Genomic DNA, 15,718 nt, shown 5'->3' with positions numbered 1-15,718 from the left:
GCCCCGCAGTCAGAAAAAGCGCCTCACTCGGCCAGGGAGAGGTAACGAGGGGCCTCCTGCCTCACCTGCTCCAGGGCATCTTGCAGCTCCAGCAGCTCGGGTTCGAGCTCGCTCACGGGCACGCCGTCGCGCAGCTGCTGCTCGAGCTGGGAGAGCAGGCGCTGCAGGCCGGGCACCCCCGAGTAGGCACAGCCGCCGTTGAGGCGATGGAGCTGGGCCAGCACCTCGGCATCCTCCACCTCTCCCGCCAGCGCCTCGTCCAGCATGGGTTCCACCTCGTCGAAGCTGGCCAGCAGCATGGTCAGCATCTCCCTGGCGAGATCCTCTTTGCCCGCCGCTTGACGCACCGCCAGGGTCCAGTCTATCTGCTGATCCCCCTGGTTCTGGTGGCGCCTGTGGGCGAAGTCGGTGATGAGCTGCGCCAGCATGCCCTCGTCGATGGGCTTGGCCAGGTAGTCGTCCATGCCCTGGCGGATCAGCCGTTCCCGCTCGCCCGGGATGGCGTGGGCGGTGACCGCGACTATGGGGGTCTCGGTGTTGAGGGAGTGATGGCGGATCGCCTGGGTGGCGCTGATGCCATCCATGACGGGCATCTGTATATCCATGAAGATGATGTCGAACGGCTGGCTCTGGGCCAGGTTGACCGCCTCCTTGCCGTTCTTGCACACCACCACCTCGGTCACCATCTCCTTGAGCATGGCGGCGATGAGCTTGAGGTTGGCGGCGTTGTCATCCACCGCCAGCACCTTGACGGCCTGTACCCGGTGGGGGGCAGGCGCGGGCAGCGGCGTGCGCCTGGCCGCCTCGGGGGAGAGCAGGGCGTGCAGCAGCTTGCGGTGGTTGATGGGCTTGGAGAGGCAGTGGGCGGCGCCATGGGCCAGCATGGCGTCATAGAGCGCCGGTTCATGGCTGCTGAGCAGCACTATGGTGTTCTGTTGCCCGCTGAGGCCATCGAGGCGGGTGATCACCTGCTGGGGGGTATGCAGTGTGCTGCTGCCGATGATCACCATGTCCTGGCTGCCCATCTCGGGCCAGTCGTCGGCCATGGTCAGGGAGTGCACGTCCAGCTGCCATTCGGCCAGCAGGGCGAGCAGGGAGGCGTGGGTGAAGGGATCCGGCTCCAGCAGCCAGACCCGTTTGCCCAGGATGCGATCCAGCGGCAGCCGCTCGGTCTGGGGCAGGGGGGAGACATCCAGCTCCAGATTGAAGGAGAAGACGGAGCCCTTGCCAAGCTCGGACTCGAAACGGATCTGGCCTCCCATCTGCTGCACCAGCTTCTGGGTGATGACCAGGCCAAGCCCGGTGCCACCATAGCGGCGGGAGATGGAGGAGTCGGCCTGATTGAAGGCCTGGAACAGCTGGCGCTGCTGCTCCTCCGAGATGCCGATGCCGGTATCCCGGATGAGGACTCGCAGGCGAACCTTGCTGCCGTTGGGGGCCCCGGTCTGCTCGACGCGCACATCCACGTTGCCCCGCTCGGTGAACTTGATGGCGTTGCCGGTGAGGTTGGTCAGCACCTGTTGCAGGCGCATGGGGTCGCCGGTGAGGTAGTCCGGCACGGTGGCATCCACCTGCAAGGAGAGCTCGAGCTGCTTGTCGTGGGCGCTTGGCCCCAGCAGGTGCATGGTCTCGTTGAGGGTGTCCCGCAGGCTGAAGGGGATGTGCTCCAACTGCAGCTTGCCCGCCTCCAGCTTGGAAAAGTCGAGGATGTCGTTGATGATCCCGAGCAGGTTGCGCGCCGACTTCTCTATGGTCTGCATGTAGTCGGTCTGGCTCGGGGTCAGGCTGGTCTTGAGCAACTGGCGGGTGAAGCCGATAACGCCGTTGAGCGGGGTGCGCAGCTCGTGGGACATGTTGGCAAGGAACTCGGATTTGACCCGGGCCGCCTCTTGCGCCCGCTTCTTCGCCATGTCGAGCTCGACGTTCTGGATCTCGATCTGCTCGAGCGTCTCTCGCAGATCCGAGGTCGCCTGATCGATGTTCTGCTGCATCTCCTCGTGGTATTCGGAGAGCGCCTTGGCCATGGCGTTGATGCCGTTTTTGAGCATGTCCAGCTCGCCGGTGAGCTGGCCGCTGACCCGGGTATCGAGGCGCCCCTCCCTGATCCGGTGCACCGCCTGCACCATGTCGGTGATGGGCTGGGTCACGCTCTTGACCAAGCGGAAGCCGAACAGGGTGCTGATGGCGAGGCCGATGAGCACGATGATCACCGCGAAGAAGGCGTCGCGATACTGCAGGACTATGGCCCTGTCGGTGGCGAGCTGCATGGAGATATAGCCGATGACAGGCGGCTCCAGATCGCTCGGCAGGGGGAAGCCGTCCAGGCTGGTCTCGGCCTGGATGGGGGTGCGCAATATGATGTCATCGCCATTGAAGGTGACGCTGGTCAGGGCCGGGATGGCGCTGCCGTCCGGCAGGCGCAGCTGGCTGAAGTCCCTGTGATAGTTGGACGTCACGAACAGCTGGTTCTCCTGGGTGAAGACGGCGATGGACTTGATGAAAGGAGAGTTCTTGCGATGGGTCAGCCCGATCAGCCGCTTGAGGGATTCGCGACTGTGCTGGGTCATGCCGTATTCACTGGCGATGGCCAGGGGCTCTATGATGTTGATGCCCTGATCGATCAGGTTGTTTTCCAGCTGATGGTAGCGGTGGAAGGTGAAGTAACCGGCGATCAGGCCGCCGATGATCAGGGTTGGCAATATGGTAAATGCCAGTACACGGGCTCTGAGGCCGTACTTGGTCATGCTGATAAACCGCCGGCAAACATGATGAAGACCATAGCCCGGGGGGCCTGTGGGCGCAGGGGGAGGGCTGGCAATACAGTCGATGTCACCGTACGGGCGCTCAGGCCGTATCCTGTCATATCAATGGGCCACTTATGGTCAGATTGGGCAATGGGGCAGAGGCCGCAGCTCGGGCCCACAGGCCGCATTTGGTCATACTATTATTCTTGTGGGACAATGGCCTGCTGCAGATTCCACAATCATGACATAGCCACCTATAGGCACCAAGTTTTATGGCCCAGTTTTTCAAGCCCCAAAAGAAATCCACCCAGCCCCAACGTATTGAATTTACGATAAACAGTCTGGACCACCACTGTGTCGGTGTCGGCCGTCATCAGGGCAAGGCCATCTTCGTCGAAGGGGCACTCCCCGGTGAGCTGATCAAGGCTCGCATCGTCGATGACAAGAAGCACTATGCCCACGCCGCCCTGCAACAGATAGTGACCCCGGCGGCCAATCGCATCGATCCCTTCTGCCCCCATTATCGCGAGTGCGGCGGTTGCAGTGCCCAGCACCTCGGCGAAGCGGATCAGCAGGCGGTCAAGGAGGCCGGGCTGGTCAGCCTGTTCGAGCGCCTTGGCAACATCAAGGCACCGGCGCTCGAGCCCGTGCTCAAGGGAGAGTCCCGTAGCTATCGCCGGGTCTGCCGTCTCGCCATCAAGTTTGACAAGAACGGTCGCTGCACCCGGGTGGGGTTCCGCCGCCGTCAATCCAATGATCTGGTGGAGGTGGCGGGCTGCCCCGTGCTGGCCGATCCCCTCTCCGCCCTCATCACCCCCCTGCGCGAGTGCCTCAATCGCTTGAAGAGCCAGCGCGAGCTGGGGCATGCGGAGCTCATCCAGGCCGAACAGGGCATCATGATGCTGCTGCGTCACACGGGTCGCCCCAACGAGGCGGATCGCGCCCTGCTGCTGGCATTTGCCGAGGCCCAGGGGATAGACCTCTATCTGCAGGCGGCGGATGAGCACATCGAATCCCTGCGTCAACAATTTCAGCCGAGCTACACCCTCGATGGCCTGTCTCTTGCATTCGCCCCTGGCGACTTCATTCAGGTCAACGGCCCCATCAACCAGAGCATGGTGACCCAGGCGCTGGCGTGGCTGGGGGCGACCAAGGACGACAAGGTGCTGGATCTCTTCTGCGGCATCGGCAACTTCACCCTGCCGCTGGCCCGTCAGGCCCGTGAAGTGGTGGGGGTCGAGGGGGAGCTCGCCATGGTGGCCCGTGCCGAGGAGAACGCCCGTCGCAACGGCATCGACAACGCTCGTTTCTACAAGGCGGATTTGAGCGGCGACATCGTCGGCATGTCCTGGGCGCGGGAAGGCTTCGATCTGGTGCTGCTGGATCCGGCCCGGCCCGGGGCGCTGGAAGTCATGAGCCACGTGGCGGCACTTTCGCCCAAGCGGGTGGTCTATGTTTCCTGTAACCCTGTCACCCTGGCCCGGGACAGCCAGGTGCTGGTGAAGGGGGGTTATCGACTGGCTCGCCTGGGGATGCTGGACATGTTCCCCCACACCGGTCATCTGGAGTCCATGGCGCTGTTTGAACGGGATTGAGCAGGCTGTTTTCAGATTGCCGGTGCGGTGTTTTGTCGGCCTTCCGATGCCGGTAGCGCTGTTTGCGCAGGGGTGATTAGGGTAATCTAGATCTGCAAAAATGGGCCTGATGTGCGAGAGAAACCTGTTGCCGGGATCGGCAACATGCCTTGAAAACTCTCCCGCGCATCCCCATTTGAGGCAGTCATCAGCTGATGAGGGGATGGCAGAAAGCATCGGCTTTCGGCCCCACAATTTTAAGGATTGATACCATGGTTGCGGTGCGCGAAATTCATTTGAAAGACAATTTCACTCTGGAGGAGTGGGTCAGTTCCCTTACCCTGAGTGAAAGCGACAAGAATCAACTGCGAACCGTCTACCAGTACTGTCTGACGCTTGGCGACGAGGCGCTTACCAACCGCCTGCTGGTGCGTGGCGTCGAGATGGTGGGCATACTGCTGATGCTCAGCATGGATCTCGCCACCCTCAAGTCGGCCATTCTCTATCCCTTCGTCGAAGCCGGCCTCATCAAGCAGGAGAAGGTGAACGAGGACTTCGGTCCCAAGATCTCCAAGCTGGTGGAAGGGGTGCTGGAGATGGAGGCCATCCGCTCCCTGCAGACCCTGCACCGCAGCGAGACCTCGCCGGAGCAGGTGGACAACGTGCGCCGCATGTTGCTCGCCATGGTGGAGGATGTGCGCGCCGTCGTCATCAAGCTGGCGGAGCGGATCGCCTGCCTGCGGGAGGCCAAGCTGGCGGATGAGGAGACCCGGGTGCTGATGGCCCAGGAGATCACCAACATCTATGCGCCCCTCGCCAACCGCCTCGGCATCGGTCAGCTCAAGTGGGAGCTCGAAGATCTCGCCTTCCGTTACCTGCACCCGGATACCTACAAGCAGATCGCCAAGCAGCTCGACGAGAAACGACTCGATCGGGAACGCTACATCCGCGAGTTCGTACAGTCCCTGCGGGATGCTCTGGCGGAGGCCGGGGTCGAGGCCGAAGTCTACGGTCGCCCGAAACACATCTACAGCATCTGGCGCAAGATGCAGAAGAAGCACCTCGAGTTCAACGAGCTGTTCGACGTGCGCGCGGTGCGGGTGATCACCAAGCGGCTGCAGGATTGCTATGCGGCGCTCGGCATAGTCCATACCCATTTCCACCACATTCCCCGCGAGTTTGACGACTATGTCGCCAACCCCAAGCCCAACGGCTACCAGTCCATCCACACAGTGGTGGTGGGGGAGGAGGGGAAGACGGTGGAGATCCAGATCCGCACCGAGCAGATGCATCAGGATGCCGAACTCGGCGTGGCGGCTCACTGGCGCTACAAGGAAGGGGCCCAGGCCGCCGCCAAGACCAGCACCTTCGAAGACAAGATCGAGTGGCTGCGCAAGCTTCTTGCCTGGCAGGAGGATCTCTCCGAGAGCGGCTCCCTGCTGGACGATCTGCGCAGTCAGGTGTTCGAGGACAGGGTCTATGTGTTCACCCCCAAGGGGGACGTCATCGACCTGCCGGCGGGGGCCACCCCGCTCGATTTCGCCTATCACGTCCACAGCATGATCGGCCACCGCTGCATCGGGACCAAGGTGGATGGCCGCATAGTGCCCTTCACCTACACGCTGCAGACCGGCGATCAGGTGGAGGTGATCACTCAGAAGGAGCCGAACCCGAGCCGCGACTGGATGAACCCCAATGCGGGCTTCCTGCGCTCCAGCCGGGCGCGGGCCAAGGTGGCAACCTGGTTCAGAAAGCTGGATCGGGACAAAAACATAGCCGCCGGCAAGGAGCTGCTGGAGAAGGAGCTGGACAGGCACAACCTGACGCTCTCCAAGGTGGACAAGGTGGTGCTGGAGCGCTTCCATGCGGAGGAGCTGGAAGACCTGCTGGCCGGGATCGGCAGCGGCGACATCCGCATCAACCAGCTGCTCAACTACCTCGACACCCGTTACAACAAGCCGACGGCGGAGGAAGAAGACCGCCGCCTGCTGGAGAAGCTGGAGCAGAAGGCCAATGCGCCCTTCCGCCCCAAGGCCAAGGATCACATCGTGGTGGAAGGGGTCGGCAATCTGATGACCCACATTGCCCGCTGCTGCCAGCCCATCCCGGGGGACTCCATCCAGGGCTTCATCACCATGGGCCGCGGCGTCTCCATCCACCGGGAGGATTGCGAACAGCTGAAAGAGCTGTCGCGCCGCAACCCGGAGCGACTGATCGATGCGGTCTGGGGGGAGAACTACTCCGGCGGCTATGGTCTCACCATCCGCATCCTCTCCAACGACAGATCCGGCCTGCTGCGGGACATCACGACCGTGCTGGCCAACGAGAAGATCAACGTCATGGGGGTGCGCTCGCGCTCCAACGTGCGCGAGCAGACCGCCGAGATCGACATGGAGCTGGAGATCTACAACATCAACGCCTTCAACCGGGCCTTGGCCAAGCTCAGCCAGCTCAATGACGTGATCAGCGCCAAGCGCCTCTGATACCCGATAAATAGTGACCGGCCCCCGTGGCCGGTTGTGCTTTATGACCCTTCTTGAACGAATCGAAAGCGAACATCCCATGTCCCAACGTTACGATCTCCCTCAACTGCTCGACATCATGGCTCAACTGCGCTCCCCGGACGGGGGATGCCCCTGGGATCTCAAGCAGAGCTTCCAGACCATAGTGCCCCACACCCTGGAGGAGGCCTACGAGGTGGCCGATGCCATCGAGACTCAGGATTGGGATGGATTGAAGGGGGAACTCGGGGATCTGTTGTTCCAGGTGGTCTTCTACGCCCAGCTCGGCAAGGAGCAGGGGTTGTTCGATTTTGCCGACATAGTCGATGCGGTGAGCGAGAAACTCATTCGCCGCCACCCCCATGTGTTCTCCGATGCGGACCTCGGTGACGAGCAGGCGGTCAAGGTAAACTGGGAGGCGGAAAAAGCCAGGGAGCGGGCCGCGCTCGACAAGGAGAGCGTGCTCGATGACATCCCCCTCTCGCTGCCAGCCCTGACCCGCGCCGCCAAAATTCAGAAGCGCTGCGCCACCGTAGGTTTTGACTGGAAGACCCTGGGGCCTGTGGTGGACAAGATCCACGAAGAGATCGAGGAGGTGATGGAAGAGGCGCTGATGGTCGACGTGGACGAGGCACGGGTGAGCGACGAGCTCGGCGATCTGCTGTTTGCCACCGTCAATCTGGTGCGCCATCTGGGCAAGGATCCCGAGCAGGTGCTGCGGGCTGCCAACGCCAAGTTCGAACGCCGTTTTCGTCAGGTTGAGCAGTTTATTGCCGCGGAAGGGCTGAAAATGACCGATTGCACCCTGGAGAAGCTGGACGAGGCCTGGAACAAGGCCAAGGAAACCGAGCAAAGTTGATTTGGCGCAAGACGGGGCGGCGGGGAGCCTGATAGATTTTTGTTCATTGTTTGGGAGAGGGGGTTTTGGTATACTGTTTCCCCGTCCTGCTTCATCCCCGAAGCACCCCTTAAAATTCCCTAAACTTCTTTCAGGTTCAGCATGACGACAAAATATATTTTTGTAACTGGTGGCGTTGTTTCATCCCTCGGCAAAGGCATTGCCGCAGCTTCTCTGGCAGCCATTCTGGAAGCCCGTGGTCTGGATGTGACCATCATGAAACTGGACCCCTATATCAACGTGGATCCGGGCACCATGAGCCCGACCCAGCACGGTGAAGTGTTCGTAACCGAGGACGGGGCCGAGACCGATCTGGATCTGGGCCACTACGAGCGTTTCATCCGCACCAAGATGACCCGTCGCAACAACTTCACCACCGGCCGCATCTATGCCGACGTGCTGCGCAAAGAGCGTCGTGGTGACTATCTGGGCGCCACCATCCAGGTCATCCCGCACATCACCAACGCCATCAAGGAGCGGGTGATTGCCGGCGCCGAAGGCCATCAGGTGGCCATCGTCGAAGTGGGCGGTACCGTGGGCGACATCGAGTCCCTGCCGTTCCTCGAAGCCATTCGTCAGCTGGCTGCCGAAGTGAGCCGCGACAATGCCATGTTCATGCACCTGACCCTGGTGCCTTACCTGGCCGCCGCCGGCGAGGTGAAGACCAAGCCGACCCAGCACTCCGTCAAAGAGCTGCTCTCCATCGGGATCCAGCCAGACGTGCTGATCTGCCGCTCCGATCGCGCCATCCCGGCCAACGAGCGTGCCAAGATCGCCCTGTTCTGCAACGTGCCAGAGCGCGCCGTCATCTCCATGAAGGACGTCGACTCCATCTACAAGATCCCGGCCCTGCTCAAGTCCCAGAATCTGGATGACTACTTCATCGCCCGCTTCGGCCTGGAGTGCAAGGAAGCCGATTTGTCCGAGTGGGAGCAGGTGGTCTATGAAGAGGCCAACCCGACTGCAGAAGTGACCATCGGCATGGTCGGCAAGTATGTCTCCCTGCCGGATGCCTACAAGTCCGTCAACGAGGCGCTCAAGCACGGTGGTCTGAAGACCCGTCTCTCCGTCAACATCAAGTACATCGACTCCCAGGACATCGAGACCCGTGGCTCCGAGCTGCTGGAAGGTCTGGACGCCATCCTGGTGCCGGGTGGCTTCGGTGAGCGTGGCGTGGAAGGCAAGATCCTGGCCGCCCAGTATGCCCGTGAGAACAAGATCCCTTACTTGGGTATCTGTCTCGGCATGCAGGTTGCCATGATCGAATTTGCTCGCAACGTGGCGGGCATGGCCGGTGCTCACTCCTCCGAATTCAAGAAAGATTGCGCCTATCCGGTTGTCGGCCTCATCACCGAGTGGGTGGATGAAGAGGGCAACGTCGAGACCCGTACCGAGAAATCCGATCTGGGCGGCACCATGCGTCTGGGTTCCCAGCTCTGCCACCTGGTGGAAGGCTCCAAGGTGCGCCAGATGTACGGCAGCCCGACCATTTACGAGCGTCACCGTCACCGTTATGAGGTGAACAACAAGCTGCTGCCGCAGATCGAAGCGGCTGGCTTGAAGGTGACCGGTCTCTCCGCCGACAAGAAGCTGGTGGAAATTATCGAGATTCCGGATCACCCTTGGTTCGTGGCGGCGCAGTTCCACCCGGAGTTCACCTCGACTCCCCGTGATGGCCACGCCCTGTTCGCCGGTTTTGTGAAGGCCGCCGGCGAGTATCAGAAGCGTAATTTGAAGTAATTGAAAATAAATGCGGTTGGGGCTCTGTGCCGCAGCCGCTTTTTTTGGCATATTTTTGTTGTTTTTTTACGAAACCTGAGGAAATACACATGTCCAAGATCGTTAAAGTGATCGGTCGTGAAATCATCGACTCCCGTGGTAACCCGACCGTTGAGGCCGAAGTTCACCTGGAAGGTGGTTTTGTTGGTATGGCAGCAGCTCCGTCTGGCGCGTCCACCGGTTCCCGCGAAGCGCTGGAACTGCGTGACGGCGACAAGAGCCGTTTCCTGGGTAAAGGCGTGCTGAAAGCCATCGAAGCCGTTAACGGCCCGATCGCTCAGGCTCTGCTGGGTAAAGATGCCAAGGACCAGGCCACCGTTGACCAGATCATGATCGACCTCGACGGTACCGAGAACAAATCCAAGTTCGGCGCCAACGCCATCCTGGCCGTTTCCCTGGCTAACGCCAAAGCCGCTGCTGCTGCCAAGGGCCTGCCGCTGTACGCCCACATCGCCGAGCTGAACGGCACCCCGGGTGTCTACTCCATGCCGCTGCCCATGATGAACATCATCAACGGTGGTGAGCACGCCGACAACAACGTCGACATCCAGGAGTTCATGATCCAGCCGGTTGGCGCCAAGACCCTGAAAGAAGCCATCCGCATGGGTGCCGAGGTCTTCCACAACCTGGCCAAGGTACTGAAGTCCAAAGGCTACGCCACTGCAGTGGGCGACGAAGGCGGTTTCGCACCTAACCTGAAGTCCAACGCCGAAGCGCTGGAAGTGATCGCCGAAGCCGTTGCCGCTGCCGGTTACAAGCTGGGCACCGACATCACCCTGGCCATGGACTGCGCTGCTTCCGAGTTCTACGACGCAGAGAAGAAAGAGTACAACCTGAAGGGCGAAGGTCGTATCTTCACCTCCAACGAGTTCTCCGACTACCTGGCCGACCTGACCACCAAGTTCCCGATCGTCTCCATCGAAGATGGCCTGGACGAGTCTGACTGGGAAGGCTTCGCCTACCAGACTGCTGAACTGGGTAAGAAAATCCAGATCGTGGGTGACGACCTGTTCGTAACCAACACCAAGATCCTGAAGCGCGGCATCGACAACGGCATCGCCAACTCCATCCTGATCAAGTTCAACCAGATCGGTTCCCTGACCGAAACTCTGGCTGCCATCAAGATGGCCAAAGACGCTGGCTACACCGCCGTCATCTCCCACCGCTCCGGTGAGACCGAAGACGCGACCATCGCCGACCTGGCCGTGGGTACCGCTGCTGGCCAGATCAAGACCGGTTCCATGAGCCGTTCTGACCGTGTTGCCAAGTACAACCAGCTGATCCGTATCGAAGAAGCCCTGGGTGCCAAGGCTCCGTTCCGCGGTCTGAAAGAAGTCAAAGGCCAGTAATTACTGCCTGCAATTCTTAAGCTGTTGAAAAGCCCCGCCACTCTGGCGGGGCTTTTTTGTATCCGTCGCCACCCCATTGTCAGGCCCGCCCCTGAGCGGCGGCGGTTTTCCTGTGGTTGCCGCCAACCTGGCGCCAAGGTCGTCGTCCTGGGAACTGTGCGGTTTTTTGGCCCTCGTCTGCGGGGCCCCGTCATCTTTTTTAGTCCCCCGCCCCGTCTGGCACACCGGCTTTCTTTTGTCTTGCCTGCGAATATGGGAAACTAGGCCGCTTGAAGGAGACTCAGTGCATGCGGCTACTCACTCTTATCCTGCTCCTCCTCTTGGGAGGGCTGCAATATGACTTCTGGCTGGGGAAAAACGGCCTATCCGATTATCGGGAGCTCTCCAATGCCATCGAGCGGCAACAGCAGGACAATCTGGTTCTCAAGGACCGCAACAACCTGATTTACCGGGAGATCGACGATCTGACCTCGGGCCTTGAGGCCATCGAGGAGCTGTCGCGCAACGATCTTGGCTATATCAAGCAGGGCGAGACCTTCTACCGGATCATTCCCAAAGACAAAGACCAAGCAACGGAGCCGGACGGCGTCCCCTACGATGACTGATTGCCACAGCGGGCTGACCGCCATAGTTCCGGCCGCCGGTATCGGCAGCCGCATGGGGGCCGACTGCCCCAAGCAGTACCTGACACTGGCAGGGAAGACCATCCTGGAGCATACGCTCGGCTGTTTACTGTCCCATCCGGCCATAGCCCGGGTGATAGTGGCGCTGGCGCCCCACGACCGCTGGTTTGAGACGTTGGCCGTGGCCGCCGATCCGCGGGTGCTGCGAGTGGAAGGGGGATGCGAGCGCGCCTATTCGGTGCTCAACGCCCTGCATGTGGCAGAGGGGAAGTGGGTACTGGTGCATGACGCCGCCCGTCCCTGTCTGACCCAGGGGGATCTCGATGCCCTGATAGCCAGTGCCATGGCGTGCGATGGCGCCATCCTCGGCAGCCGGGTGCGTGACACCATGAAACGCACCGACGGGGCTGGCAACATAGTGGCGACCGTCGAGCGCGAACAGCTCTGGCATGCCCTGACGCCGCAGATGTTTCCCACCGGCACCCTGAAGCGGGCGCTGGAGGAGGGGCTGGCCCTGGGAGCACTCATCACAGACGAAGCCTCCGCCATGGAGCGCGCCGGTTTTACCGTGAAGATGGTGGAGGGGCGTGCCGACAACATCAAGGTGACCCGCCCGGAAGATCTCTCCCTGGCCGAGCTCTTTTTACAACAACAGAGTGCGCGCCAGCAGGCGCGACCCGATTGACCCGCAGAGGGGCCCGCATGATCCGCATTGGACATGATTTTGATGAGACAGATTTCTGTGTATTGAGGGGGGAGCAGGCATGATGCGAATTGGACATGGTTTTGACGTGCACAAGTTTGGCGGGGTTGGCCCCTGCATGCTGGGTGGCGTCCCGGTACCCTATGAGCAGGGCCTGCTGGCCCACTCCGATGGCGATGTGGTGCTGCACGCGGTGAGCGATGCCCTGCTGGGGGCCATCGGTGCCGGCGATATCGGCCGCCACTTTCCCGATACCGCGGCCGAGTTCAAGGGGATCGACAGCCGCATCCTGCTGCGGGACGTCTTTGCCCGGGTACAGCAGGCTGGCTACGTCATCGGCAACCTGGATGTGACCATCATCGCCCAGGCCCCCAAGATGGCGCCCCATATCGCGGCCATGTGCGTCGTGCTGGCGGCCGATCTGCAATGTGATTTGAACCGGGTGAATGTCAAGGCGACCACCACAGAACAACTCGGGTTTACGGGGCGCAAGGAAGGGATCGCCACCGAAGCCGTCGTCTTACTGGTGAAACAATGATGCTGGAACAGCTGAGCTATCTGCACGGGGCGCCCACTGCCCGCGGCATCCTCAAGGCCGAGGCCGCCGACTTCGTGGTGAATGAAGATCTCGGCTTCGAACCCTGCGGCGAGGGGGAGCACATCTTCGTGCGGGTGCGCAAAACCGGCGAAAACACCGCCTGGGTCGCGGGCCTGCTGGCCGATGCGGCCGGCGTCAACCGCAATGCGGTGACCTGGGCGGGGCTCAAGGATCGCCACGCGGTGACCGAGCAGTGGTTCGGCATTCATCTGCCGGGCAAGGGCGAACCGGATCTCTCTGTCATCCAGAGCGACAGCATCCAGATCCTGCAGGCCAAGCGCCACAACAAGAAGCTGCGGGTTGGCTACCTCAAGGGCAACCACTTCACCCTGCGCCTCACCGGTCTGGAACAGGCAGGCGATCTGGAAGCTCGGCTGCAGGCCATCGCCACTCAGGGTGTGCCCAATTACTACGGCGAGCAGCGCTTTGGCCGGGATGGCAACAACCTGGACGCGGCCAAGGCGATGTTTGCCGGCAAGCGGATCAAGGATCGCAACAAGCGCTCCCTCTACCTCTCCGCCGCCCGCAGCATGCTGTTCAACGCCATCGTCAGCGCCCGCATCGAGCAGGGGCTGGCACACCAGCTGCTGGCCGGTGACTGCGTGATGCTGAGGGGCAGCCACTCCATCTTCAGTGAAGAGGTGCTCACCCCCGAGCTGGAGGCGCGTCTCGCCTCTGGCGACGTGCAGCTCACCGCCCCCCAGTGGGGCCGTGGCCGGCTGGCGAGCCAGGGTGCCGCCGCCGAGTTTGAACAGGCGGTGCTGGCCCCTTACGCCGAATGGTGTGACGGGCTGGAGAAGGCCGGACTGGATCAGGACAGGCGTCCGCTGCTGCTCAAGCCGGAGCAGATGAGCTGGCAGCTGGATGGCGAGGTGCTGACCCTCTCCTTCTTCCTGCCGGCCGGTGCCTTTGCCACCAGCGTGGTGCGCGAGTTAATGCAGGCCGAAGAGGCCGATCACGGTTTCAGGAACCCAACCGATGCGAATTCTGGTCAGTAATGACGATGGAGTACATGCCGAGGGCATTCGTGCCCTCAGCGAGGCGCTGACTGCCTGCGGCGAAGTCATTGTGGTGGCGCCGGACCGCAACCGCAGCGGCGCGAGTCACTCCCTGACGCTGGAAGTGCCGCTGCGGGTTACACGCCTTGGCGAAACCGGCTTTAATGGCAGCGAGAGCTATGCGGTGAAGGGGACCCCGACCGACTGCGTGCACCTGGCGGTCAACGAGCTGGTGCGCCCGGAGCCGGACATGGTGGTGGCCGGGATCAACCACGGCGCCAACCTGGGGGATGATGTCATCTACTCGGGCACGGTCGCGGCGGCCACCGAGGGGCGCCACCTCGGCTTCCCCTCCATCGCCATTTCTCTAGTGGGCAAGACCCATTTCGCCACGGCGGCCCACTACGCGGTCCTGCTGGTGGAGGGACTGATGAAACATCCCCTGCCTGCCGATCGGATCCTCAACGTCAACGTACCTGACCTGCCCCTCGAACAGATCAAGGGGATCAGGGTGACCCGCCTTGGCAACCGCCATCCCGCCGAGTCGGTGATCCGCAGCGAGGATCCCCGTGGCCAGCCCATCTACTGGATAGGCCCCCCCGGCAGCCAGCAGGATGCGGGAGACGGCACGGATTTCGCTGCCATCGAGCAGGGTTATGTCTCCATCACCCCGTTGACCATCGACATGACTGCCTATGACAGTCTGGCGAGTCTGGGTGCCTGGCTGGATCTTCAGGGATGACGTTGTGATAGTACAGCGCCTGTTGAATCAACTGATTGCCCAGGACATTCGTGATTTCCGCGTGCTCGCGGCGATTGCGAAAGTGCCGCGCCAGCTGTTTGTGGATGAAGCCATGGCCCACAAGGCCTGGGACAACACAGCTCTGCCCATCGGCCACGGCCAGACCATCTCCCAGCCCTATATAGTGGCGCGGATGACAGAGTTGCTGATCCAGAACGATCCGGCCCATGTGCTGGAGATCGGCACTGGCTCCGGCTATCAGACCGCAGTGCTGGCCCACCTGGTGGAGCATGTCTACACGGTGGAGCGGATCAAGTCGCTGCAGTTCCAGGCCCGGCGCCGGCTGCGCCAGCTCGACCTGCACAATGTCTCGGCCAAGCACGGCAATGGCTGGCTGGGCTGGCCCAACAAGGGACCGTTCGATGCCATCCTGGTGACGGCTGCGGCGAGCGAGGTGCCCAAGGCCCTGACCGATCAGCTGGCCGAAGGGGGGCGTCTGGTGCTGCCGGTGGGGGATAGCCAGCAGACTCTGCAGCTGATCGAGCGATCCGGCTCCCAGCTGACCAGCCGGATCCTGGAGCCGGTGCGTTTTGTTCCCCTGATTGACGGAGATGTGGAGTGAAGTTGTTTTCCCGTTTGTACGTACTGGTGATGCAGTGGGCCCGCCACAAGCACGCCCCCTGGTACCTCTCCATCACCGCCTTTATCGAGTCGGTGTTCTGGCCGATCCCGGTGGACGTGATGCTGGCCCCGATGGCGCTCGCCAAGCCGCACAAGGCGTGGCACTACGCCGGGTTGGCAACCCTCTTCTCTGTGCTGGGGGCGCTGTTTGGTTATGCCCTTGGCTATGCACTGTGGGAGCCCGTGGTCCAGCCGCTGGTGGTCTCCGTCGGCTATGAAGACAAGATGGCGCTGGCGGAGCAGTGGTTCACGCAGTGGGGGATCTGGGTGGTTTTTATTGCCAGTTTCACGCCGATCCCCTACAAGGTGTTTACCGTCACGGCGGGCTTGCTTCATATGGCGCTACTGCCATTTATCGTGACCTCCCTCATCGGTCGTGGCATGCGCTTCTTCCTGGTCGCGGGCCTGATGCGGTGGGGGGGTGAGAAGATGGAGCGCAAGCTGATGCACTATGTGGATGTGCTCGGCTGGCTCTGTATTGGTTTGGCCATTGCGGCCTATTTCTGGTTTAGTCGTTAAGGATCCACT

The 15,718-nt window shown here is 61.7% G+C and carries 13 protein-coding genes; 12 read left to right on the top strand and 1 reads right to left on the bottom strand.

Translation table 11 applies throughout. The features are described from left to right. Positions 1–23 precede the first annotated feature (23 nt). Positions 24–2,744: a two-component sensor histidine kinase BarA gene (barA, locus tag AC3WR3_RS12005; protein ID WP_492291954.1), complete on the bottom strand. Its 2,721-nt coding sequence runs from the start codon at positions 2,742–2,744 to the stop codon at positions 24–26. 272 nt (positions 2,745–3,016) lie between these two features. On the opposite strand from barA, the gene rlmD reads away from it, so the two are divergent. From rlmD to AC3WR3_RS11945, 12 genes are all read left to right on the top strand, one after another. After that, positions 3,017–4,339 (top strand): 23S rRNA (uracil(1939)-C(5))-methyltransferase RlmD, encoded by a 1,323-nt coding sequence (gene rlmD, locus AC3WR3_RS12000; protein WP_492291953.1) that lies wholly within the window; start codon positions 3,017–3,019, stop codon positions 4,337–4,339. Between the two features lie 251 nt (positions 4,340–4,590). Continuing rightward, entirely contained in the window at positions 4,591–6,801 is a 2,211-nt protein-coding gene (relA, locus tag AC3WR3_RS11995) for a GTP diphosphokinase (protein WP_404837141.1), read from the top strand. A 79-nt stretch (positions 6,802–6,880) separates the two neighbouring features. Beyond that, positions 6,881–7,678 carry a nucleoside triphosphate pyrophosphohydrolase gene (mazG, locus tag AC3WR3_RS11990; protein ID WP_492291952.1) on the top strand — a complete coding sequence of 266 codons (798 nt, stop codon included), beginning with the start codon at positions 6,881–6,883 and terminating at the stop codon, positions 7,676–7,678. 141 nt (positions 7,679–7,819) lie between these two features. After that, entirely contained in the window at positions 7,820–9,457 is a 1,638-nt protein-coding gene (pyrG, locus tag AC3WR3_RS11985) for a glutamine hydrolyzing CTP synthase (protein ID WP_139434027.1), read from the top strand. A gap of 89 nt (positions 9,458–9,546) precedes the next feature. Next, entirely contained in the window at positions 9,547–10,845 is a 1,299-nt protein-coding gene (eno, locus tag AC3WR3_RS11980) for a phosphopyruvate hydratase (protein ID WP_139434028.1), read from the top strand. A gap of 287 nt (positions 10,846–11,132) precedes the next feature. Next, a complete protein-coding gene (ftsB, locus tag AC3WR3_RS11975) occupies positions 11,133–11,450 on the top strand; it encodes a cell division protein FtsB (RefSeq protein WP_025328246.1) in 318 nt (105 codons plus the stop codon). After that, a complete protein-coding gene (gene ispD, locus AC3WR3_RS11970) occupies positions 11,443–12,153 on the top strand; it encodes a 2-C-methyl-D-erythritol 4-phosphate cytidylyltransferase (protein ID WP_492291951.1) in 711 nt (236 codons plus the stop codon). The genes ftsB and ispD overlap by 8 nt, the downstream gene beginning before the upstream one ends. A gap of 79 nt (positions 12,154–12,232) precedes the next feature. Further along, complete coding sequence (ispF, locus tag AC3WR3_RS11965; protein WP_492291950.1) at positions 12,233–12,709, top strand: 2-C-methyl-D-erythritol 2,4-cyclodiphosphate synthase; 477 nt, start codon at positions 12,233–12,235, stop codon at positions 12,707–12,709. Further along, complete coding sequence (gene truD / locus AC3WR3_RS11960) at positions 12,709–13,767, top strand: tRNA pseudouridine(13) synthase TruD (protein ID WP_492292010.1); 1,059 nt, start codon at positions 12,709–12,711, stop codon at positions 13,765–13,767. Before ispF ends, truD begins: the two co-directional genes overlap by 1 nt. Beyond that, on the top strand, positions 13,748–14,509 hold the full coding sequence (gene surE, locus AC3WR3_RS11955) for a 5'/3'-nucleotidase SurE (RefSeq protein ID WP_205642448.1): 762 nt from the start codon (positions 13,748–13,750) through the stop codon (positions 14,507–14,509). The genes truD and surE overlap by 20 nt, the downstream gene beginning before the upstream one ends. 4 nt (positions 14,510–14,513) lie before the next feature. Then, positions 14,514–15,131 carry a protein-L-isoaspartate(D-aspartate) O-methyltransferase gene (locus AC3WR3_RS11950; protein ID WP_005332743.1) on the top strand — a complete coding sequence of 206 codons (618 nt, stop codon included), beginning with the start codon at positions 14,514–14,516 and terminating at the stop codon, positions 15,129–15,131. Beyond that, complete coding sequence (locus AC3WR3_RS11945) at positions 15,128–15,709, top strand: YqaA family protein (RefSeq protein WP_492291949.1); 582 nt, start codon at positions 15,128–15,130, stop codon at positions 15,707–15,709. The genes AC3WR3_RS11950 and AC3WR3_RS11945 overlap by 4 nt, the downstream gene beginning before the upstream one ends. Positions 15,710–15,718 lie beyond the last annotated feature (9 nt).

Source organism: Aeromonas sp. EU05-FHT14A05, assembly GCF_058791175.1.
Note: the sequence above shows the minus strand (reverse complement) of the source record. Positions and strands in the feature narration are given on the sequence as shown.